General features: G+C 59.6%; 17 protein-coding genes. 3 read left to right on the top strand and 14 right to left on the bottom strand.

Features of this window, described 5'->3' with window-relative positions; translation table 11 throughout:
* Positions 1-140 precede the first annotated feature (140 nt).
* From ACRC0P_RS05115 to ACRC0P_RS05070, 10 genes are all read right to left on the bottom strand, one after another.
* Complete coding sequence (locus ACRC0P_RS05115) at positions 141-1,466, bottom strand: family 43 glycosylhydrolase (RefSeq protein ID WP_438628706.1); 1,326 nt, start codon at positions 1,464-1,466, stop codon at positions 141-143.
* A 523-nt stretch (positions 1,467-1,989) separates the two neighbouring features.
* Positions 1,990-2,886 carry an SMP-30/gluconolactonase/LRE family protein gene (locus tag ACRC0P_RS05110; RefSeq protein ID WP_438628705.1) on the bottom strand — a complete coding sequence of 299 codons (897 nt, stop codon included), beginning with the start codon at positions 2,884-2,886 and terminating at the stop codon, positions 1,990-1,992.
* Positions 2,879-3,847 carry a galactofuranose ABC transporter, permease protein YjfF gene (gene yjfF / locus ACRC0P_RS05105; protein ID WP_438628704.1) on the bottom strand — a complete coding sequence of 323 codons (969 nt, stop codon included), beginning with the start codon at positions 3,845-3,847 and terminating at the stop codon, positions 2,879-2,881. Before yjfF ends, ACRC0P_RS05110 begins: the two co-directional genes overlap by 8 nt.
* Complete coding sequence (locus tag ACRC0P_RS05100; protein WP_438628703.1) at positions 3,847-4,920, bottom strand: ABC transporter permease; 1,074 nt, start codon at positions 4,918-4,920, stop codon at positions 3,847-3,849. The genes yjfF and ACRC0P_RS05100 overlap by 1 nt, the downstream gene beginning before the upstream one ends.
* Before the next feature lie 303 nt (positions 4,921-5,223).
* Positions 5,224-6,714, bottom strand: coding sequence for a sugar ABC transporter ATP-binding protein (locus ACRC0P_RS05095; RefSeq protein ID WP_438628702.1), 1,491 nt, complete (start codon positions 6,712-6,714; stop codon positions 5,224-5,226).
* 15 nt (positions 6,715-6,729) lie between these two features.
* Positions 6,730-7,677: an ABC transporter substrate-binding protein gene (locus ACRC0P_RS05090; RefSeq protein WP_438628701.1), complete on the bottom strand. Its 948-nt coding sequence runs from the start codon at positions 7,675-7,677 to the stop codon at positions 6,730-6,732.
* 140 nt (positions 7,678-7,817) lie between these two features.
* Positions 7,818-8,873, bottom strand: coding sequence for an aldose epimerase family protein (locus ACRC0P_RS05085; protein ID WP_438628700.1), 1,056 nt, complete (start codon positions 8,871-8,873; stop codon positions 7,818-7,820).
* A complete protein-coding gene (locus ACRC0P_RS05080; RefSeq protein WP_438628699.1) occupies positions 8,860-10,455 on the bottom strand; it encodes an aldehyde dehydrogenase (NADP(+)) in 1,596 nt (531 codons plus the stop codon). The genes ACRC0P_RS05085 and ACRC0P_RS05080 overlap by 14 nt, the downstream gene beginning before the upstream one ends.
* An 18-nt stretch (positions 10,456-10,473) precedes the next feature.
* Positions 10,474-11,247, bottom strand: a complete 774-nt coding sequence (locus ACRC0P_RS05075) for an SDR family NAD(P)-dependent oxidoreductase (RefSeq protein ID WP_438628698.1) — start codon at positions 11,245-11,247, stop codon at positions 10,474-10,476.
* 32 nt (positions 11,248-11,279) lie between these two features.
* Entirely contained in the window at positions 11,280-13,019 is a 1,740-nt protein-coding gene (locus ACRC0P_RS05070; protein WP_438628697.1) for an IlvD/Edd family dehydratase, read from the bottom strand.
* A 191-nt stretch (positions 13,020-13,210) separates the two neighbouring features.
* On the opposite strand from ACRC0P_RS05070, the gene araD1 reads away from it, so the two are divergent.
* Entirely contained in the window at positions 13,211-14,206 is a 996-nt protein-coding gene (gene araD1 / locus ACRC0P_RS05065) for an AraD1 family protein (RefSeq protein WP_438628696.1), read from the top strand.
* A gap of 102 nt (positions 14,207-14,308) precedes the next feature.
* On the opposite strand, the gene ACRC0P_RS05060 is transcribed toward araD1, so the two are convergent.
* Positions 14,309-15,004: a FadR/GntR family transcriptional regulator gene (locus ACRC0P_RS05060; protein WP_438628695.1), complete on the bottom strand. Its 696-nt coding sequence runs from the start codon at positions 15,002-15,004 to the stop codon at positions 14,309-14,311.
* 288 nt (positions 15,005-15,292) lie between these two features.
* Between ACRC0P_RS05060 and ACRC0P_RS05055 the strand changes: the two genes are divergently transcribed.
* Both ACRC0P_RS05055 and ACRC0P_RS05050 read left to right on the top strand, forming a co-directional pair.
* A complete protein-coding gene (locus tag ACRC0P_RS05055) occupies positions 15,293-16,678 on the top strand; it encodes an MFS transporter (protein WP_438628694.1) in 1,386 nt (461 codons plus the stop codon).
* Between the two features lie 109 nt (positions 16,679-16,787).
* On the top strand, positions 16,788-17,741 hold the full coding sequence (locus ACRC0P_RS05050; protein WP_438628693.1) for a glycoside hydrolase family 43 protein: 954 nt from the start codon (positions 16,788-16,790) through the stop codon (positions 17,739-17,741).
* A gap of 81 nt (positions 17,742-17,822) precedes the next feature.
* Here ACRC0P_RS05050 and ACRC0P_RS05045 read toward each other — a convergent pair whose 3' ends face one another.
* The 3 genes from ACRC0P_RS05045 to ACRC0P_RS05035 all read right to left on the bottom strand — a co-directional run bounded on the left by ACRC0P_RS05045 (position 17,823) and on the right by ACRC0P_RS05035 (position 20,627).
* The gene (locus tag ACRC0P_RS05045; protein ID WP_438628692.1) at positions 17,823-18,578 is read right to left on the bottom strand and encodes an OmpW/AlkL family protein; all 756 of its coding nucleotides are present in this window, start codon (positions 18,576-18,578) and stop codon (positions 17,823-17,825) included.
* Positions 18,579-18,814: 236 nt separating this feature from the next.
* A complete protein-coding gene (locus ACRC0P_RS05040) occupies positions 18,815-19,687 on the bottom strand; it encodes an OmpW/AlkL family protein (protein ID WP_438628691.1) in 873 nt (290 codons plus the stop codon).
* Positions 19,688-19,853: 166 nt separating this feature from the next.
* Positions 19,854-20,627, bottom strand: coding sequence for an OmpW/AlkL family protein (locus ACRC0P_RS05035; protein ID WP_438628707.1), 774 nt, complete (start codon positions 20,625-20,627; stop codon positions 19,854-19,856).
* Between the last annotated feature and the right edge of the window lie 260 nt (positions 20,628-20,887).

The following is a 20,887-nucleotide window of genomic DNA, read 5'->3' as shown; positions in this document are numbered from 1 at the left end:
GGGACACGGGCTGGGCGCCCCCCTTAAATACGTCCTTGTACGCTCGTAATCGGCATCCATGCCTCATACGGTCCCGGAAAGCGGCCCCCCACCGGCCCTGGAGAGTTCCGTGCAAGAGTCCAAACAGGCTCTTACAGCTTTTAGGGCTTGCGGAAATACCACTCCTGATTGTTCCTGCCTGTCTCGGACCACTGGATAACATTGGCGCCCTCGGACGGGCTATTGCCTCTCACGTCCAGCACATGGCCGCTCAGGCGTGAACGGATCCGGAAGTAACCGGCATCTGTACTCTCCAGCTGCCACTGCTGGCCGTCACCCCCCCAGTAATCCCACTGGGCGATATTGGCCCCGGCATCCGTGGAGAGCTCCCATACATCCAGGCTCCTGCCGCTGCCTGCATTGACTAGGCTGTAGTAGCCGTTGCCCAGGTCGCGCAGTTGCCAGCGCTGGCCCGCGGAGCCGGCATAGCTGCCCTGCTCTACATTGGCGCCGTTGTCTGAGGAGTTGTTTGCCACCGCGAGCGCCTTGCCGCTGTGCCGCGCCTCAATGATATAGGTGCCGTCGGTCGGCGGACCGGCGACTGAAGGGCAATTCCCGGGGGTAAAGTCCCGGGACAGGACCGGCCAGCCGGCGGAATAGGTCAGGCTGAGGATATCCAGCTTGGCGTCACCGCCGCCGGTGGCGTCATAGTAGTGGGTGGACACGTAGCTGCAGTTGCCTTCCTCCAGCAGGCCGATATGCCCTGGTCCGTGATACCTGCCGTCGCGATTCGGCAATATGGTGCGCCAGCCGCTGTAGGGCCCGGTCACACTGGTGGAGCGGCCGACTTCTATGTAGTAGGTGCTGTCCAGCCCCCGGCAACAGACTCCCCGGTTTACGAAGAGGTAGTAATAGTTACCGTTTTTGGTGATGTAGGGCGCCTCGATACTCTGGTGGCCACCGCCGTAGAGGTGTGTCACGCTGCCGATGGTTTTTCCGGTGGAGGGATTGATTTCGATAATCCCAATGCCGTCATGCCAGGAGCCGTAGGACATGTAGACCCTGCCGTCGTCATCCCGGAACAGCGCCGGGTCGATGGCATTTTTCTCGTTGCGGCCCCCATTGGAGCTGATCACCATGCCCAGGTCCTGCCAGTTGGGGTTGCTCAGCGACGGCGTGCGCACTACGCCGATCGCCGAACGCGAGGAACCGAAAGTGGACACCGAATAATAGAGATAGTAATAGCCATTCATATGAATGACATCCGGCGCCCAGAACTCGCCGTCGAAACCGGGCACTGCACTGTCGATCCAGGAGGGCCAGCTGTTGGGAAACACTCTCTGGGGAGCGGGCGTCCACTCAACAAGGTCCCGGGAAGTGGAGTACCAGATATAGTCACCGGTGGTGAAGTGATAATAGGTACTGCCATCTTTGACCAGGGCGGCGGGATCGTGAGAGTTATCGAAGCCGGTAAGCTCCAGCGCCATTGCCTGGAAACTCAGGCATAGGGGAAGTAACACACGGATTAGAGTGCGCAGTATCATCGCATTTACCCTTTTTATTTTTGAAGGATGGATTGGGGTGTAGGTTATTTGGTAACTGCTCACCCCTGTAGGAGCGGGCCATGCCCGCGAACAGACCCCGATCGCGGGCATGGCCCGCTCCTACAGGGTGGCTCGTTTAAGCCAATGCAGACTCCCTATGAGTGAGTAGTTACGTTATTTGTATTATTATCTGCTCTTGCAAAGCTGAAGTGTAGTAACCCGGACCACGCCAACGAAAGATTTGAGACTTCCATCCCAAAAGTCCAAGACTGTTATGAATGACACTATTGATAGATATCAAGAGGGGCAGCGGCTCGGAAAAGAATACCGGACTAGATGCTAAGGCTCTGATGCCGGGGGCCGTTCGTGAAACGTTTACCGATGAGGTTGTTGAGCGAACGGCCACCGGTAGCGGGGCCGCCACGCCTCGGTTCAGCGCCGTGGGGCGAGTAGTTACACCGCCGGTTTATCCGGCAAGTGATGCCGCGTCGAACCGGCAATCGGGCAGGCCGCGAAACGGCGTCTGAAACACAAACAGGTTGCCCGCCTGCGGTTCCCGGTCCAGCGTCCATTCGCTCAGGGAATCCCGCGCGGAGGTGACAAACAGCAGATTCATATTCTCGCCGCCGAAAGCCGCACAGGTGGGCTGGCTGACCGGCATGGGAATGGCGCCCGCCGTGCTGCCGTTGGGGGCGTAGCGCTCGACCCTCGCCCCGCGCCACTGGGCCGACCAAAGATACCCATCCGTATCCACCGTAGCGCCGTCGGGATAGCGATTGACCATGGTGCGGGCGAAGAGTTGGCGGTTGCCGATGGCGCCGCTCCGCGCATCGAAATCGTAGCGGTAGATGCTTCTGCGCACCGAATCGGCAAAATAAAAGTGGCTGGAACCCGGGCTCCAACAGCTACCGTTGGAAATATGGATATCACCGGCCATTTGCGTCACAGTGCCGTCTCCCTCCAGGCGATACAGGCTCGCCTTCGCATCCGGGGAGTCGTCTTCGACCATGGTGCCGGCCCAGAAACGGCCCTGGTGATCTATCTTGCCATCGTTAAAGCGCATACCGGAATCGGGGGGCAGCAGTGATTTCTCCCAAAGGATCTCCCTGCGCCGGTAGTCGTAGAGAGCAAAACCCCTTTCAAAAGCGGCGACGATACAGTCCTCCCGGTCGGTAAATGCGAAGGCGCAGAGCCGTTCCGGCGTCTCAAAAACCTCCAGCTCCCGGCTCGGCCAGTGCAGGCGGTAGAGCCTGCATTCCTGAATGTCCGTCCACCAGACACTCTGATCCTGACCATTCCATTGAACGCCCTCACCGAGGGTATTCCCCACTTCGAGCGCATCGAGCAGCTGTACTTCATGCATGGGCTGTTACTCCTTTCCCGCTGCCGGTCAGCAGGCGCTGCATGGCGATAAAGGCGAACAACAACAGGCCGATAACGATTTTTGTCCACCAGCTATTGAGCGTGCCATCGAAGGAAATATAGGTCTGGATAACCCCCATAATCAGCACGCCGACCAGGGTACCGATCACGTAACCGGAGCCACCGGTAAGCAGGGTGCCGCCGATAACCACCGCGGCGATGGCGTCCAGCTCCAGGCCCACCCCGGTCAGGGAGTAGCCGGAAAAGGTATAGAAAGTGTAAACGATGCCGCCGAGTGCCGACAGAAAACCGCTGATGGCATAAATGGTGATAGTGGTTTGCGCCACCGGCACGCCCATCAGCTGTGCCGATTGCGCACTGCCACCGAGGGCGTAGATATACCCTCCCAGCCGGCTGAAATGCGCGAGCAATACCGCGGCGACCAGCACCAGCAATAACACCAGTGTGGAGGTTCCCACCCAGGCGTTGCCCGGCAGGAGCAGACCGAAATCCGCCACGGTGTCGTAAAACGGATGGTCGATGGGAATGGACTCTTCGCTCAGGGTGGTGGCCAGTCCGCGTGCCAGGAACATGCCCGCCAGGGTGACAATGAATGGCTGCAGCCGGTAATAGTGGATCAGCGCCCCCATACCCGCGCCGAACAGGCCGCCGCCGATCAATACCAGAGGGAAAACCTGCAACGGGTGCATTCCGTACTCACCGATCAACAGGGCGCTGGCCACCCCGGTAAACGCGATCACCGCGCCCACCGAAAGGTCGATACCGCCGGAAATAATCACAAAGGTCATACCGATGGCGGTAATCGCCAGAAAGGCGTTGTCGCTGAACAGGTTGGCAAAGACTCGGGTACTGCCGAAGCCGGAAAACTGCAACGATCCAACCAGGAACAGCAGCACAAACAGACCCGCAGTTACATAGAGAGAGGTGTACTTCGATTGCATCACGCCCGGCTCCCCTTCATTTTTATTACCGACAACAATGCGGCCATCTGCGCCTGGAAGCGCGGCGACTGCAACAGCAACACAAAAATCACCACCAGGGCCTTGATCAACAGGTTAAATTTCGGCGGCAACCCGCTCATGATGATGGTGGTGCTCAGGCACTGGATCACCAGCACGCCCACCAGCGACAACAGCAGTGAAAAACGCCCGCCCATCAGCGAGGCGCCACCGATCACCACCGCGAGGATCGCGTCCAGCTCCAGCCACAGACCGGCGTTGTTGGCATCGGCACCCTGGATATCCGCTGTTGCGATCATCCCCGCCAGCGCCGCGCAGAGGCCGGCAATGCAGTACACCAGCATTTTCACCGCGCGCGCATTGATGCCCAGGTAATGGCTGGCGCCCGAATTGCAGCCCACCGACTCCACAAACAGTCCCAGCGCTGTCTTGCGCATCAGCAGCTGCACCGCGGCGAAAACAATCAGGACCAGCACAATGGGAAAAGGTACGCCGAGAAAATCGCCGGTCCCCAGAAAGGCGAAGCCGGAGTGTTGGAAGGTAACGATCTGTCCGGCATTGATCAGCTGGGCGATACCGCGGCCGGCCACCATCAGGATCAGCGTGGCGACGATCGGCTGAATTCCCAGGTAGCTGACCAGGCTGCCGTTCACCGCTCCGGCAATCAGCCCGGCGCCAAGGCCGGCGGCCAGCACCAGAAACACGCTGTCCACACCACCGACTATCAGGCTGGCGCACACAGCGCCGGCTATGGCCATAGTGGCGCCCACCGACAGATCGATACCGCCGGTGGCGATCACCAGAGTCATGCCAATGGCCAGCAGAGCCACCGGCGCGCTGCGGTTGAGCACGTCGATCAGGCTGCCGTAGAGGCGGCCGTCGTTGATTTCAATATGAAAAAATTCCGGAGCCAGAACCAGGTTGATGGCCAGCAGCAGACCCAATCCCAGCAGTGGCCACAGGTATCGGCCGGAGAGAGAGGGCAGCTTGCCGCGCGGGCCGGCCGCGGGAGAAACTGGCTGTTCTTCGACGACAGCGGTTTGTAAATCGCTCACATCACGCCTCTTTTTATTTAATTCACGATTGCCCGGATGCCACTCCGTAGGAGCCTGTCTGTGACCGCCAAGGATGGCGGGATGCCGCCCAGCGGGAATGCAGATTTTGCAGGAGCAAAAATCTGCCAGCACCGTAGGATGGGCAAAGCGCAGCGTGCCCATCAATCTCACCTGATGGGCACGCTGCGCTTTGCCCATCCTACATGTCTGTAGGAGCCTGCTTGCAGGCGAAAAGAACAGTGCTCCGTAGCCCTTCGCCTGCAAGCAGGCTCCTACAACGAGAAACAGCTCCAGCGGTTCGGCTCAGGCCTCGGCAATCGCCCGCATAATAGTGTTTTCGGAAATATCCTCGCCCTTGATCTCCGTCACCTTGCGACGGTCGCGCATCACCGCTACGCGATCGGAAAAGGCCACCAGTTCGTCAAGCTCAGAGGATGTCACCAGCAACGACATACCCTGGCGGCACAGTTTTTTGATCAGTTTGAGAATTTCCGCGTGCGCACCGATATCCACTCCTCGCGTCGGCTCGTCCAACACCAGCAATTGAGGGTCAGTGGCCAGCCAGCGGGCGAGGATCACCTTCTGCTGGTTGCCGCCACTCAACTGCTCGATAGGCTTATCCGCATCCGGCGTGGCGATCTGAAGCTCCCCGATAAAGCGCTCCGCCAGCTTCTGCTGTTCAGCGCGCCCCATGGGGCGCCACCAGCCGCGCCGAGCCTGCAGCGCCAGGGCGATGTTTTCGCGGATCGACAGCGGGCCGACGATACCACTGGTCTTGCGATCCTCCGGGCAGAGGGCCAGGCCCGCGGCGATGGCGTCAGCGGGCTGTTTGAAGCTCTGTTCACGGCCTTTGAAAACTATCGATCCGCTGGATTTTTTATCCACACCGAATACGGCGCGGCAAACTTCGGTGCGGCCGGAGCCCAGCAAGCCGGCCAATCCCACCGCCTCGCCCCGATTCACCGTCAAATCGGTTTCACCCAGGGAACCGCGAACGCTGACACCCCGCAGGGACAACAGCGCCTCGCCTTCCTCCCGCTGTTCGCGGACCTCCCCGCGGTGCGCCTCACGCTGCAGCTCCTTGCCCAGCATATGTGCGACCAGCTCCTCCCGCGGCAGGCTGGCGGTTTCGAATTCGCCGACAAGCGTGCCGTTACGCAGCACGGTAATGCGGTCACAGACGCTATACACCTGGTCGAGAAAGTGGGTGATAAATACGATACCGATGCCCTTGGCCTTCAGCTCACGCATCACCCCGAACAGCTGCTCCACCTCGCCGGCATCCAGGCTGGCGGTGGGCTCGTCGAGCACCAGCACTTTGGCCGACATATCCACGCCGCGGGCAATGGCCACCAGCTGTTGTACCGCCACCGAATAACTCGACAGCGGTCGGGAGACATCGATATCCAGCGCGAAACGCTTCAGCAGTTCCGTGGACTGGCGGTGGATACGCTTCCAGTCGATCAGCCCGAATTTCTTCGGCTCGCGCCCCAGGTAGATGTTCTGCGCCACGCTGAGATTGGGCAGCAGGTTGACCTCCTGGTAGACGGTGCTAATGCCCCGCGCCTGGGCCTGAGCGGTGCTCTTCAGCCGTAGGGGCTTGCCCAGGTAGGTCATGGAGCCGCCGTCGCCCTCCAGGGCGCCGGTCATCACCTTCACCAGGGTGGACTTGCCCGCGCCGTTCTCGCCGAGCAGCGCGTGAATTTCACCCGCGCGCAAATGGAAATCGACACCGTCCAGCGCTTTCACGCCCGGGTAGCGCTTTTCAACTTTACTGAGACTTAACAGCGTCATGGTTACCGCCACTAATTACTTGGCCGCGCGTTTCTTGTACTCCTCGGCCGCAGTCTCCTGCGTGAAGAGATCGCCGGTGGTGGTGATCAGCTTGTCGATCTTGCGATCGCCATTCAGGTAGCGCTCGATGACGTCGAACGCCGGCGCACCCAGATGGGGGTTGAGCTCCACGGTAGCGTTGGCATCGCCGTCGGCCATGGCCTTGAAATAATCCGGCACGCCGTCGACGGATACCACGAGCATATCCACGCCGGGTTTCAGGCCGGCTTCCTTGATCGCCTGGATACCGCCCAGGGCCATCTCGTCGTTGTGCGCCCAGAGTGCACAGATATCCTTGCCGCTGTTCTCCGCCTTGAGCATGGCTTCCATGACTTCCTTACCCTTGGTGCGAGTGAATTCGCCGGTCTGGCTACGCACGATTTTAGCGTTCGGATACTTGGCGATGACCTCGTTGAAACCCTTCATGCGGTCGATGGCCGCAGTGGCCCCCACGGTGCCCTGCAGTTCCAGAATATTGCAGTTGCCAGCGGTCTCTTCCATCAACCAGTTGGCCGCGCGGCGCCCCTCCTCGACAAAGTCGGAGGCGATACGGGTGAGGAAAAGGGAGGCATTCTTGACATCGACATTGCGATCGAGAATCACCACCGGGATACGCGCCCGTTTGGCTTCGCGCAGCACCGGCTTCCAGCCGGTTTCCACCACCGGTGCAATCATGATGGCGTCCACGCCCTGGGCGATAAAACTGCGTACCGCCTTGATCTGGTTTTCCTGTTTTTGCTGGGCGTCGGAAAATTTCAGCTCGATACCGCGGCGCTTGGCCTCGGCCTTGACGGATTCGCTGAAGCTGGTGCGCCAGCCGCTCTCGGAACCCACCTGGGAGAACCCCACGGTAATGGCAGCGGCGCTCTGCACCAGGCAGAACAAAAGAGCCAGGCCACCGGTTAGTGATTGAATGATTTTCATGGAAACCTCCGTCATCGCAGGGCTGTTTATCTTTATTTTCAGGACAGTGCCTTGTAGGAGCCTGCTTGCAGGCGAATAGCTACGGAGCATTATTCTTTTCGCCTGCAAGCAGGCTCCTACAAAAGCACGAAATCTTTTTGTTATTTTGCAGAAAACTTATACATGGTCGTTTGCCTGTATTCTTCCCCCGCCTCCAGCATTACGGAAGGAAATTCGCTATGGTTGGGCGCATCCGGAAAACCGTGGGTTTCCAGGCAGAGCCCGGTGCGGTGCGCCATGGGCGAGCCGTCCTCGCGGTTGCGGCTGCCGTCGAGGAAGTTACCGCTATAGAACTGCACTCCCGGCTCGCTGGAAATCACCTCCAGGCGTCGCCCGGAAAGCGGGTCCCGCAGGGATGCGATGGGCTTCAGCGCTTTGTCACCTGTCCGCTCCACCACCCAGTAGTTGTCGTAGCCACCGGGCTGCCGGTCGATGTCCCGGCCGATCGGTTTGGGCCGACGGAAATCCAGCGGCGTGCTGTCCACGTCCAGCAGCTGGCCGGTGGGAACCAGTCCGCTGTCCAATTCCAGATATTGCGCCGCGTTTATCTGCAACTCGTGATCGAGAATGCTACCCCCCGCCGCCAGGTTCCAGTAGGCGTGGTTGGTAAGACTTATCGGTGTACGGCGGTCACTGCGGGCCCGGTATTCGAGCGTCAGTTCGTCCTCTTCACTCAACCGGTAGGTCAGCTCGGCCTCCACCCGACCCGGGTAACCGCCGTCGCCATCCGCACTCTCGCAGCGAAAGGTCACCGCAACGCCGGGCCCCGGGCTGGCAGCCCAACGCCGGGTGCCCAGACCTTCGGGACCGCCGTGCAGATGGTTCTCGCCGTCGTTGACCGGCAGCTGCACCTCCCCCTCGCCGAGGGGGAAGCACGCACTGCCGATCCGGTTGGCCACCCGACCCACGGTGACGCCGAGAAACCAGTTGTTGTCCAACCAATTGCGCGGTTCGCCGTAAGTCAGCAGGATATTGCCGCGGCGGCCATCGCGATCCGCGGTGTGCACCGACAGCAGGCTGGCGCCCAGGTCAGCAAGCTGCACCTGGGTGCCGCGCCGGTTGGCCAGGGTAAAAACCTGTAGCGGCTCCGCCAGCCCTTCCACCGCAAGCTGCGACCGGGCAACTGCGGAATTCAGGGACTTCTCAACCGATGCCATCGCTGGTTTTCCCGCCGTTGACCAGCCGGGAAATTCCCAGGGGATTGCTGTTTTTCAGCGCGTCCGGGAGCAGGTTTTCCGGGTAGTTCTGGAAACAGATCGGGCGCACGAAGCGCGCGATGGCCATGGTGCCCACCGAGGTGAAACGGCTGTCTGTCGCCGCCGGGAAGGGGCCGCCGTGCATCATCGCGTGGCACACTTCCACGCCGGTGGGGAAACCGTTGACCACTATTCTGCCAACCCGCTGGCGCAGCTGTTGCACCAGCTCGCCGTAGCTGTCGAGTTCGCCCTCGGCACACTGGAGGGTACCGGTGAGCTGGCCCTTCAGGGACCCTACAACCGCCAGCAGCTCCTCGCGGTCACAGCACTTCACAACCAGGGATACCGGTCCGAAAACCTCTTCCTGCAGTGCGGGATTGGCGAGGAATTCCGCTCCGCTGACGGTGAACAGGCCGGCCTGGCAGGTGAAGCCGCCGTCTTCGCCGGCACTCTCGCCCGCCGCCAGCTGCTCCACACCCGCCTGGTCGCGCAGATGGCCCACGCCGCTGCGATAGCCGCTGAGGGTATTCTTGTTCAGCATTACTCCGGCGCCCACCTTTGACAGGGCTTCCCCCGCCGCCGCGGTAAAGCGGTCCAGGCCTTCGCCTTCGACTGACAGGACCAGTCCCGGATTGACGCAGAACTGGCCGGTGCCCATATTAAGGGAGGTGATAAAACCTTCGGCGATGGCCTCCGCGGAATTCTCCAGCGCCTGCGGCAGCAGCACCACGGGGTTTACGCTGCCCATTTCCGCGAACACCGGAATCGGCTCCGGCCGCTCGTTGGCCAGTTTAAAGAGCGCGGTGCCGCCGGTGAAGGAGCCGGTAAAGCCCACCGCCTTGATGCCCGGCGCCTTCACCAGCTCGGCGCCCACGCGGCTGCCCGCACCCAGGATCAGCGAGAAGACGCCGCCCGGCAGGCCGGATTTTTCCACCGCCCGGCCGACCGCCCGGGCCACCAGTTCGCTGGTCCCCGGGTGGGAATTGTGCCCCTTCACAACCACCGGGCATCCGGCGGCAAAGGCCGAGGCGGTGTCGCCGCCGGCCACGGAAAACGCCAGCGGGAAGTTGCTCGCGCCGAATACCGCCACCGGGCCCAGCGCCTGGTTGAAGCTGCGCAGATCCGGGCGCGGCAGCGGCTGGCGGTCCGGCAGCGCGGTATCGATACGCGCGTCGAGGTATTCACCGGAGACGATCCACTCGGCGAAAAGTTTCAACTGGCCACAGGTCCTGCCCCGCTCGCCCTCTGCCCGCGCACGGGGGTAGCCGGTCTCGGCGGTGACCCGCTCCAGCAGTTCGTCGCCCAGGGCCATGATTTCGTCGGCGCAACGGTTGAGAAACTCCGCCCGTACGGAGGGCGCAGTATTGGCAAACTCCGCGGCGCAGGCACTGGCCGCGGCAACGGCCTCGGCCACCTGCTGTTCATCGGCGCCGATGAATTCCGGCTCCAGGCTCTCCCCGGTGGCGGGGTTCACGGCACGGAAGCTGTCCGCGTTGCCGGCTTTCCACTCGCCGGCGATCAATTGTTTACCAGTAATCGACATTTCTTGATTCTCCTCTGCTTAAATCCAGCCGCCGTCGACTATAAAGTTTTGCGCAGTGCACATACAGCTGTCGTCGGAGGCGAGGAACAGCACCATTGCACTGATGTTCTCCGGTATCAAGCGTTCCTTGAGACTTTGGTTGCGGTCGATCTCCACCGCCGTGTTCTCGTCCACCCGCTCACGCAATTGCTTTTCCGTCATCACCCAGCCGGGCACCAGGGTGTTGACGCGGATCTTGTCCGGCCCCATATCCCGGGCCAGGCCGCGGGTCAGGCCCTCGATCGCGGCTTTGGAGCTGGTGTAGCCGGGCATGCCGCCCTGCCCCGCGTGCCAGCTCATGGAACCGAAATTGACGATGGAGCCACCGCCGAGCTGTTTCATCTGCGGGTAAACCGCCTGCGCGGCGAAAAACTGATGGCGCAGGTTGACCGCCGTGCACTTGTCCCACTGTTCCGGCGTCACCTGGCGGAAGTCGTGGCGGTTGTCGTTGGCGGCGTTGTTGACCAGGACGGAAACAGGGCCGAGTTCACCGGCCGCGCGCTCGATGGTGTTCTGCAGCTTTTCGATATCCAGCAGGTCGCAGGGATAGAAATGCACACTGCCCGCGGCGTCCGGCTCCCGGCGCAGCCGTTCCACCAGCGCCAGGGACGTATCCTCCTGGATGTCCACGAATGCCACTTTGGAGCCCTGGCGAAAGAACGACTCCACCAGGCTGGCGCCGATACCGGAACCGCCGCCGGAGATAAATACGGTTTTGCCTTTCAGGCTGGGATATTGGTTGGTTAGCGTCATTGTGCGTTCGCTTTTGTTATCTGTGTCTGTACTCAGTGGGAGTGCGACGGCACCTCGGCGCCGCGGCAACCCACGAGAAAATCGAAATCACAGCCCTCGTCCGCCTGCAGTACACGCTCCCGATAGATCTCCAGGTAGCCGCCGGTGGAGGCGATTACCTGTTGGGATTTCAGAGTCTCCAGACGGTCAGCCAGTTCCTCGTCGGAGACCTCCAGGTGCAGGCGGCCGCTCTCAGCATCCAGGTGGATCACATCGCCATCGCGCACCGCCGCCAGGGGGCCCAGTTCCATCGCCTCCGGGGCCACATGCAGAACCACGGTGCCGAAAGCGGTCCCGCTCATCCGCGCGTCGGATATGCGAACCATATCTTTGATACCGCGCTTCAGCAATTTCGGCGGCAGGCCCATATTGCCCACCTCGGCCATGCCCGGATAGCCTTTTGGACCACAGTTTTTCAGCACCATCACACAGTTCTCGTCGATATCCAGCTCCGGATCGACGATACGCTGCTTGTAATGGTCGAAATTCTCGAATACCACCGCGCGGCCGCGGTGATTCATCAGCTTGGGGGTCGCGGCGGAAGGCTTGAGCACCGCGCCGCGGGGGGCCAGATTGCCCTTGAGAATACAGATACCGCCATTTTCCACCAGGGGATTGTCCAGCGGGCGAATTACATCCTCGTTGTAGCAGGGCGCATCGACAACATTTTCCCAGATGGTCTTGCCGTTTACGGTCAGCGAGTCCCGGTTCAGGTTGCCGGATTCCCCCAGGCGCCGCAGCACCGCGGGCAGGCCGCCGGCATAGTAGAAATCCTCCATCAGATACTCGCCTGACGGCTGCAGGTTGACCAGGGTGGGCACTCCGCGCCCTTCTTTCCAGTCCTCCAGTTCCAGGTCGACGCCGATACGGCCGGCGATGGCCTTCAGATGGATCACCGCATTGGTGGAACCGCCGATCGCCGCATTGGTGCGGATGGCGTTGTGAAAGGCCTCTTTGGTGAGCACCTTCGACAGGGTGAGATCCTCGTGCACCATATCCACGATACGCATCCCGGAAAGATGTGCCAGGGTATAGCGGCGCGAGTCCACCGCCGGAATGGCGGCGTTGTGCGGCAGGCTGGCCCCCAGGGATTCCGCCATGCAGGCCATGGTGGAAGCGGTGCCCATGGTGTTGCAGGTGCCGGCGGAGCGGGACATGCTGCCCTCGGCGCTGAGAAACTCGTGCAGGGAGATATTGCCGGCCTTGTACTCCTCATGCATCTGCCACACCAGGGTGCCGGAACCCACGTCCTTACCCTTATGCTTGCCGTTCAGCATGGGGCCACCGGTGACTACGATCGTGGGCAGGTTGCAGCTGGCGGCACCCATCAGCAGCGCCGGGGTGGTCTTGTCGCAACCTACCAGTAGCACTACCCCATCGATGGGGTTGCCACGAATGGCCTCTTCGGTATCCATCGACGCCAGATTGCGAGTCAGCATGGCGCTGGGACGCAGGTTGGATTCGCCATTGGAAAATACCGGGAACTCCACTGGTACACCGCCGGCCTCATAGATGCCGCGCCTCACGTGCTCGGCGATCTTGCGGAAATGGGCGTTGCACGGGGTCAGCTCGGACCAGGTATTGCAGATACCGATCACCGGCCTGCCCTCGAAATGGTGGTCCGGAATGCCCTGGTTCTTCATCCAGCTGCGGTACATAAACCCGTTTTTGTCCCGCGTCCCGAACCAACTGGCCGACCGCAGCACTGTCTTTTTCTTGTCATCACTGGCCATAACTTAGCCTCAATCCGTACTTAATAATATTATTGTATGATTTAATATTTTGCGGAACAAGCATCCGCCGTGACCACACGGGGCGATCCGGGACGGGGATCGGGTCAATTGAAATATATCATATAGTATGATATAAGAATTCGCTAGTGCGAGAACATCAAAAAAACAGCAAGAGGCAGGAAGGGAGAAAGATGAGACTGATCCAGTTTTTGACTGAAGACGGCCGGCGGGCAGTGGGTGTCGTCGAGAGCGCCGACACCATCTACCAGTTGAATGGAACCGACAGTATCTACCAGCTGGCACAGCAGGCCCTGGAGGCCGGGACAACCTTGGAGAGCCGTGTGCGCGAGCAACTCTCTGATACCCGCCTCGACTACCAGCGCATTATCGAAGAAGGCCGCCTGCTGGCACCCATTGATCATAAAGACCCCGCCCACCTGCTGGTGGCCGGCACCGGGCTGACCCACCTGGGCAGCGCCGACACCCGTGCCGCCATGCACGCGCAAAACCAGAAAGGTACCGAGGAATCCCTCACCGATACCATGAAAATGTTCCGCATGGGTGTCGAGGGCGGCAAACCCGCAGCGGGAGAAACCGGCGTACAGCCGGAGTGGTTCTACAAGGGCGACGGCGGCATTATCGCCGCTCCGGAAGCGGACCTGCTGAGCCCGTCCTTCGCCCTGGACGCGGGAGAGGAACCGGAAATCGCCGGGATTTACCTCAACGACAGCGAGGGGGCTCCGCACCGCATCGGCTTCGCCCTGGGCAACGAACTCTCCGACCATGTCACCGAGCGGCAGAATTACCTCTACCTGGCCCACTCCAAGCTGCGCCCCTGTGCCATTGGCCCGGAACTGCTGCTCGGCGAGCTGCCCGTAAATATAGAAGGCGTCTCGCGGATTGTGCGCGACGGCGAAGTCCTCTGGGAGAAGGCCTTCCTGAGCGGCGAGGAAAATATGTCGCACACCATCGCCAACCTGGAGGCACATCATTTCAAATACGCCGGCTTCTGCCGCCCGGGCCAGGTGCACGTGCACTTTTTCGGCACCGCCACCCTGAGCTTCGGCGACGGTATTCAGCCCCGCTCCGGCGACCGCTTCGAAATTGAAGCCGAAGTATTTGGCCGGCCGCTGCGCAACCGGCTGGTGGTGGACGAGAGAACAATTCCCGAGGTGAAGCCGCTGTAGCGGAGCGGGATACCCTGCTAACGACCAACTGTAGGAGCGGCGGGGCGGCCATCCGCTCCTACAATACAACGTTGGGAAATACGCAAGGGGGGGAGGGTAAATCTATACCGCAACGTCCATATTCTGGCTTTCCAGCCCCAGGCTCTCGAGGGCGCCGCGCACGGATTTGGACAGCAGGGATTTCATCTCAAACCGGGCCCGCTCCGGGTCGCGGTCGCGGATACCCAGGTAAACGGCTTTGTGCCCGGGCAGCGAGCCGACATACTCCGACTCCTGTGAACTGCTGATACGGAACAGGCCGGTGAGCGCGGTCTTGATGGACTCGCCGAGGGAAACCATGAATTCATTGTTGGTGGCCCGCAGAATGGCCATATGGAAATCGATATCCGCAAGGATGTGATCTTCGGTTTCGATTTCCGCCTCTGCCATGGCGTTATAGGCTTTTTCGATCGCAGCTATCTGCTCTTCGCTCGCGCGCTGCGCCGCAATGGCGGCGGCGCTGGGCTCTATGACCTCGCGCATCTCAAACAGGGAGCGCAGAAATTCCGGCGAGGGCTGGGATTCAAAACACCACTTGAGCACATCGGAATCGAACATGTTCCAGGCCTCCTTCGGGCGCACTCGCGTGCCCAGCTTGGGACGCGACTCCAGCAGCCCCTTGGCCGTGAGCAGCTTGAACGCCTCCCGCAGTGCCGTCCTGGAGACCTTCAGTTCCTCACCGATGGCGGCCTCGTTGGGAATATACTCGCCCGGAGCATAAGCACCGCTGACTATCCGTGTGCCAAGCTCGTAAGCCACCCAAGCGTGCACACTCCGCGGCCGCTTGTCTCTCGCCTGTATCACCATCTTCGTTTCCTTCGACTCAATCGTCGCAATAGTACCCTATTTGAGCCCACCTTATGACCTTTTGCCGAGTTGCCGAGTTGCCGAGTTGCTGAAGGAGGCTGGTAAAAACCGGGGGTTAATGCATCCTAACAGCATATGGGTGGGATCGCCCGTATATTTTTGACATTAATACTACAATAATATATATACTGCGCACAGATTATAAAACGCGCAGTTCCCTGCGGCGATGGGAGAATAAATATGCAGTCCAACAGGCTCTCCGTACTCGAGAAAATCGGCTTCGGGGCCGGGGATATGGCCGTGAATGTGGTCATCTCATCGATGATGCTGATCATCTCCTTCTTCTATACCGACATTTACGGCCTGAAGCCAGCAGATATGGCCCTGCTGTTCCTGGTGGTGCGGCTGATCGATGCCGTTACCGATCCGCTGATGGGAACCATCACCGATCGCTATACCACCCGCTGGGGACGCTATCGGCCCTATTTCCTGTTCCTGGCTGTACCCTTTGGCATCTCCGTGTTCCTGACCTTCAGCACGCCGGATCTGGACTACAACGGCAAGCTGGTGTGGGCCTATGCCACTTATATCCTGGTGACAATAATGTTCACCACGGTCACCATTCCCTACATTTCCATTATCGGCGTGCTGACCGACGACCCGAAAGAGCGCCTCTCCGCCAACGGCTATCGGCTGTTCTTTGCCAAGATCGCCGCCTTCCTGGTCACCATCGTAGTACCGATGCTGGCGACCTCCTGGGGGGAGGACAGGCTGGCCCTGGGTTACCAGGTGTCCATGGGACTGATGGCCGCGCTCGCCAGCGCGCTGTTTATCTTCTGCTTTTTCACCACCACCGAGCGGGTGCACTACCAGCCGGAGCGGACCCCCCTGCTTGCCCAGGCAAGGACGCTGCTGCGCAATGATCAATGGCTGATCCTCACCGGGGTTTGCCTGGTGGGTACCATCGGCTATGTAGTCCGCGGCTCCGTCGCCGCCTACTACGCCAAATACTACCTGGGCGGGGATGCGCAGACCCTGTCACTGTTTCTCGCTACCGGTGTGGTGGCGGCCATCCTGGCCATGGTGGCTTCCACCTGGATCACCAAACGCTATTGCAAGGTGAAGCTGTTCAGCCGCAGCCAGCTGCTGGTTGGCGCTATCAGCCTGGCGATGTATTTTGCCGTGGGACCCGGCGACCTGGTGCTGGCCTTCGTGTTCTATTTCGTGCTCTCGTTCGTGGTCGACCTGCACGCGCCAATATTCTGGTCGGCCATTGCCGAGGCGGTGGACTACGGCGAAGCGAAAACCGGCAAGCGGGTCTCCGGCCTGGCGTTCGGCGGCATCTCTTTCTTCCAGAAAGCGGGCATGGGGGTTGCGGGCGCCATGGTGGGCTCGCTGCTGGCCCTCTTCGATTACGTACCCGACCAACCGCAGAGTGATTTTTCACTGATGGGAATTGCGCTGATGCTGACCATCATCCCCGGATTTTTCCATTTTCTGATGGGACTGTTGATGCGCAAATACGTTATTACCAATGACTATTACCAGCGCCTGAAAAGAGGAGAAATCAGTCCCCGCGGCGACAGCGAAGTTTCTGCAACTGAACTGAAACCTTCAGCGCCTTGATACAAATACCGCCTGGCCATTTGCAATTTTCCTGCGGAGCCCGATCGGGGCGCCTACAGGCTTAGCAGCCAGAAATCTGTTTCCATCGAAGTCATTGTTGGAGTTAATCGTGACAGAATCCGTCCCCCTGATAAAACCGTTGGTCGAACAGCGTGCAGACCCCTATATCTATAAGCATCACGACGGCTATTACTACTTTATCGCCTCGGTACCGGAGTACGACCGCCTGGAGCTGCGCCGCTCACAGACACTGGCCGGACTCGCGGAGGCTCCCGGGATCACTGTATGGCGCAAGCCGGAAACCGGCCCCTACTCCGACCTTATCTGGGCACCGGAGATCCACTTCATCGACGGTACCTGGTGTATTTATTTCGCCGCGGCGCCGTCGCGGGAGATCCTCGACGATCTTTTCCAGCACCGCATGTATGCACTGACCACCACCGCCGGCAATCCGCAGGAAGGCGACTGGCAGCTGGCACAGGTGGATAGCGGCATCGATGCCTTCTGCCTCGACGCCACAAGTTTTGCCCACAGGGGCGAACGCTACTATCTATGGGCGCAAAAGGAGCCCGGAATCCCCGGCAATTCGAACTTGTATATAGCGCCGATGGCGTCCCCCACCAGTATCGCCGGCAAGCCGGTCAGGCTCAGCATACCGGAGTTCGACTGGGAGACCGTGGGCTTTGCGGTAAACGAGGGGCCCGCGGTGATCGCGCGCCACGGCCGGGTGTTTATCAGCTATTCCGCCAGCGCCACCGACCACAACTACTGCATGGGTCTGCTCTACGCCGACGAGGACGCAGACCTGCTGAACCCGGCCAGCTGGCACAAGTCACCACAACCGGTGTTCCAGAGCTGTCACCAACGGGGCATCTACGGACCGGGACACAACAGCTTTACCGTCTCCGAGGACGGCGAACGGGACATATTGGTCTACCACGCGCGCACCTATACGGAAATCGAAGGAGATCCGCTGTGGGACCCCAACCGCCACACCTATATCAAGGCGTTCGGCTGGTCAGAGGATGGAATGCCGGTATTCGGCAATCCCGCGGAGCCCTGAGTCTCCCCCTCTGCAGGAGCGGCGGGGGCGGCCATCCGCCCCGCCGCTCCTACAGGGTGATTTCCGCCGGGACGGCATCCCTCAGAACTTGTAACCCACACCCAGATTCAGGGTCCAGGGATCGTAATCGAAATCGGCAATCAGCCGATTCCCACCATCAGGGACAGGAAAGGATATGGTAATCTGGTCCACGTCCACGTCCCGGTAGATAATCGAAGCATTACCCAGCCACTGGCTGTCCCGGCCAAACATAAAGTCGATGCCCACCTGGGCCGCAGCCCCCCAGGAGTACCCCATTCCCAGCGAACCGAAGTCGATGGCGCTGTGATTATCGATCAGGTACTGACTGGCGACACTGCTGAGATCTTCGTCGTGAAAATCGGTGTAGTTGACTCCGATGCCCAGGTACGGCTGCCCCAGGCAGCTGGGATCCAGGAAATACCAATTGAGAAACAAATCAGACATCTGCACGTCGAAGCTGCCCAGGTGTATCCGATCGATAAGCGGCAGCAGGCCCCTGAAATGACGGAGGTCGGCGTCGTGGTTTACCCCGCCGGTAAACATCAACTCCAGGCCCCAATGTTCCACTGGCAACCAGACAGCGGATATATTTCCGCCCCACTCCTCGTCGATATCCAGTTCGGCGCCGAAGAAGTCCGGCGTGAAAAGACCGTCGAATACAAAATTGGTATTGTCTTCATCGGGATCTACGTAGGAGACCCCGATACGGACAAGAAAAGTATCGGCGGTATAGCCCGAATTCGCCATTACCTGCGGCGCGCCAGCCAAGGCAAGAACCGCGAAGGCCAGCGTATGAGTGGCACGGATAATTTTCATTGGCAACTCCATTCCGCGCTTGAGATCCAAGCGCAATCCATTCCCTCAGCGTCCAGTCTAGACAGTAAAGAACTGTGTTTCCCGGGAAACGGGAAAATCGGCGCAAATAAAGGTATAAATAGCCGGGCTATTCCAGTCTGGAAGTCGGGCCCTGCCGAGACCGGATAAGTCCCTACGCACAATACAAAAAAGGGCGCCGAAGCGCCCTTCCCATCATTCGAAGAAACTCCGATGAGTTAGAAACTGAACTTGTAACCGATCGACAGGTTGAAAGTCCAGGGGTTGTAGCGATAGTCGCCGGAATAGGATGAGACGACGTCATCGAAGAAAAAGTCATCGCCGTCGACAAAGCCATTTCTATTTATGGCGAAGATATCAAAGCCAAATTCGGTTTCCGAATCCACCCAGACCGCGGCGGCGTTAACCAACCAGGCGCTGTCCCGGCCGAAGACCCAGTCTGCACCGACCTGCCATGCATAGCCCCAGGAGTGCCCCATACGCAGGCGGCCGTCTAAAATGACGTCCTGGAAAGGCTGGTTGTCCCTCCTGAAGAGAGTGAAATCCTCGTCATGGAAATCGGTATAGTTGATACCGACACCGATATAGGGCTGGAACATGCACGAGGGATCGAGAGGAAACCAGTTGATCATCGCCTGGCTCTTCCGTGTTTCGAACTCACCGAGATCACCACGGTCTCTGCGCCTACCATCGATGGGAACGAAACCATTGACGGGGATGAAACCACCGATGTCAACGAAACCGTGGTCATCTCCGCCGTCGTGCTCGTTACCATAGACGAAGCTCAGTTCCAGGGCAAAGTGATCGATTGGGAACCACATGCCACTGACGTTCCAGCCCCACTCGCCGTCCGGGTCCACATCCGCCCGGAAAGCGTCGACGAAGACATCCCGAAAAAATAATTCATTGGCGAAGGTCACTTGGTCTGTTTCATTCGGCTTTATGTAGGAAACGCCGAGACGTCCAACAACCGTTCCTGCACCGTAGATCTTGTCCGGTACGGGAGGTGGAGCATATCCGGAAGGTCCGGCTGCTGCTGCTGCGGTAAAAACTGACAATGCCAAGGGAGGCAGAATGCGCATCATTTTCATAGATGAAAACTCCATTTAGAACATCCGGTAAATCGAAGAGCAACTCATCCGATTAATTTTTAGTCTAGACCGGGTTTTCCTGTTTGTAGAAAAAAATCACTAAAAAATGTAAATACAGGGTTACTGATTTAAAAAAGGGCGCCAAGGCGCCCTTCTTCGTCTGCCATCAAAACTTATAGCCGATACCCAGGTTATAAATCCAGGGATCGAAGTCCAGACCGGCGCGCAATCCTGCGACGGCACCGGGTACCGGAAATTTCAGACGGGTGGAAGTGTCGACGTCCATGTATTGCACTGCGGCGTTAACCAACCAGTTGCTCTCGCGTCCCAGCATGACGTCCACGCCAACCTGGCCAGTCCAGCCCCAGGTGTCCTTTACATGGAGGGTGGCGGGACCGATAGCGCCAAAAGTGTCGGCAAAGTAGGCGTCTGCCACAACACCCACGTCCTTGTCGTCAAAGTCCGTGTAGCCTATACCCACACCGACATAGGGCTGCACCCAGGACTCCTTGCACACCGGAAACCAGTTCAGGTAAAGACTGGAAGAACGGCGCTCGATATCATCGAGATGCAGTTTGGTTTCAGGCGGGAAGAAGCCCAGGAACCCGTCCACATCCGTGTCGTGGTCCGACTCTCCGACATAGACGAACTCCGCCGCGAAATGGTCCACCAGAAAATAAGTGGCGGAGAAGTTCCAGGTGGTGTCGCTGTCGATACTGTAGTCGCTGCCTTCGAAGTCGGGCAGGAACACGCCGGCGAAATTCAGCTCATCTGAATCCTCGTCAGGGTCCACATGGGAAGCACCGATGCGTATCACAGCCGTGCCGGCTTCATAAACCGGTGCCGGCGCGGCAGCCGGGGCCGGAACGTATCCGGAACCTCCGGCCGATGCCGCAGCTGAAGCAACGGCGAATCCCAGGGGGGTTAGAATGCGCGTCATTTTCATGTTGATAGCTCCGTCAATTTTCGGCAAATTGAACAGCAATCAACCCAATCACTTGTCAGTCTAGACGCGGAAAAGAACCACTGCGCCCGGAATTTGGAACTTTATATAGAATTGGCAGCCCAATTATTTTTTGGCAGTAACTACTCACCCATAGGGAGCCTGCATTGGCTTGAGCCGAGCCACCCTGTAGGAGCGGCGGGGCGGCCATCCGACATGCCCGCGATCGGGTTCTGTTCGCGGGCATGTCGGATGGC

Origin of the sequence: Microbulbifer sp. (genome assembly GCF_051659245.1) — a bacterium.
GTDB lineage: Bacteria > Pseudomonadota > Gammaproteobacteria > Pseudomonadales > Cellvibrionaceae > Microbulbifer.
Note: the sequence above shows the minus strand (reverse complement) of the source record. Positions and strands in the feature narration are given on the sequence as shown.

What these genes read in the sequence shown, in the direction of transcription:
- ACRC0P_RS05045 (WP_438628692.1), bottom strand. Translation starts at nt 18,578, where the DNA reads ATGAAAATTATCCGTGCCACTCATACGCTGGCCTTCGCGGTTCTTGCC.
- ACRC0P_RS05055 (WP_438628694.1), top strand. Translation starts at nt 15,293, where the DNA reads ATGCAGTCCAACAGGCTCTCCGTACTCGAGAAAATCGGCTTCGGGGCC.
- ACRC0P_RS05040 (WP_438628691.1), bottom strand. Translation starts at nt 19,687, where the DNA reads ATGAAAATGATGCGCATTCTGCCTCCCTTGGCATTGTCAGTTTTTACC.
- ACRC0P_RS05070 (WP_438628697.1), bottom strand. Translation starts at nt 13,019, where the DNA reads ATGGCCAGTGATGACAAGAAAAAGACAGTGCTGCGGTCGGCCAGTTGG.
- ACRC0P_RS05095 (WP_438628702.1), bottom strand. Translation starts at nt 6,714, where the DNA reads ATGACGCTGTTAAGTCTCAGTAAAGTTGAAAAGCGCTACCCGGGCGTG.
- ACRC0P_RS05085 (WP_438628700.1), bottom strand. Translation starts at nt 8,873, where the DNA reads ATGGCATCGGTTGAGAAGTCCCTGAATTCCGCAGTTGCCCGGTCGCAG.
- ACRC0P_RS05035 (WP_438628707.1), bottom strand. Translation starts at nt 20,627, where the DNA reads ATGACGCGCATTCTAACCCCCCTGGGATTCGCCGTTGCTTCAGCTGCG.
- ACRC0P_RS05090 (WP_438628701.1), bottom strand. Translation starts at nt 7,677, where the DNA reads ATGAAAATCATTCAATCACTAACCGGTGGCCTGGCTCTTTTGTTCTGC.
- araD1 (WP_438628696.1), top strand. Translation starts at nt 13,211, where the DNA reads ATGAGACTGATCCAGTTTTTGACTGAAGACGGCCGGCGGGCAGTGGGT.
- ACRC0P_RS05080 (WP_438628699.1), bottom strand. Translation starts at nt 10,455, where the DNA reads ATGTCGATTACTGGTAAACAATTGATCGCCGGCGAGTGGAAAGCCGGC.
- yjfF (WP_438628704.1), bottom strand. Translation starts at nt 3,847, where the DNA reads ATGCAATCGAAGTACACCTCTCTCTATGTAACTGCGGGTCTGTTTGTG.
- ACRC0P_RS05110 (WP_438628705.1), bottom strand. Translation starts at nt 2,886, where the DNA reads ATGCATGAAGTACAGCTGCTCGATGCGCTCGAAGTGGGGAATACCCTC.
- ACRC0P_RS05115 (WP_438628706.1), bottom strand. Translation starts at nt 1,466, where the DNA reads ATGGCGCTGGAGCTTACCGGCTTCGATAACTCTCACGATCCCGCCGCC.
- ACRC0P_RS05075 (WP_438628698.1), bottom strand. Translation starts at nt 11,247, where the DNA reads ATGACGCTAACCAACCAATATCCCAGCCTGAAAGGCAAAACCGTATTT.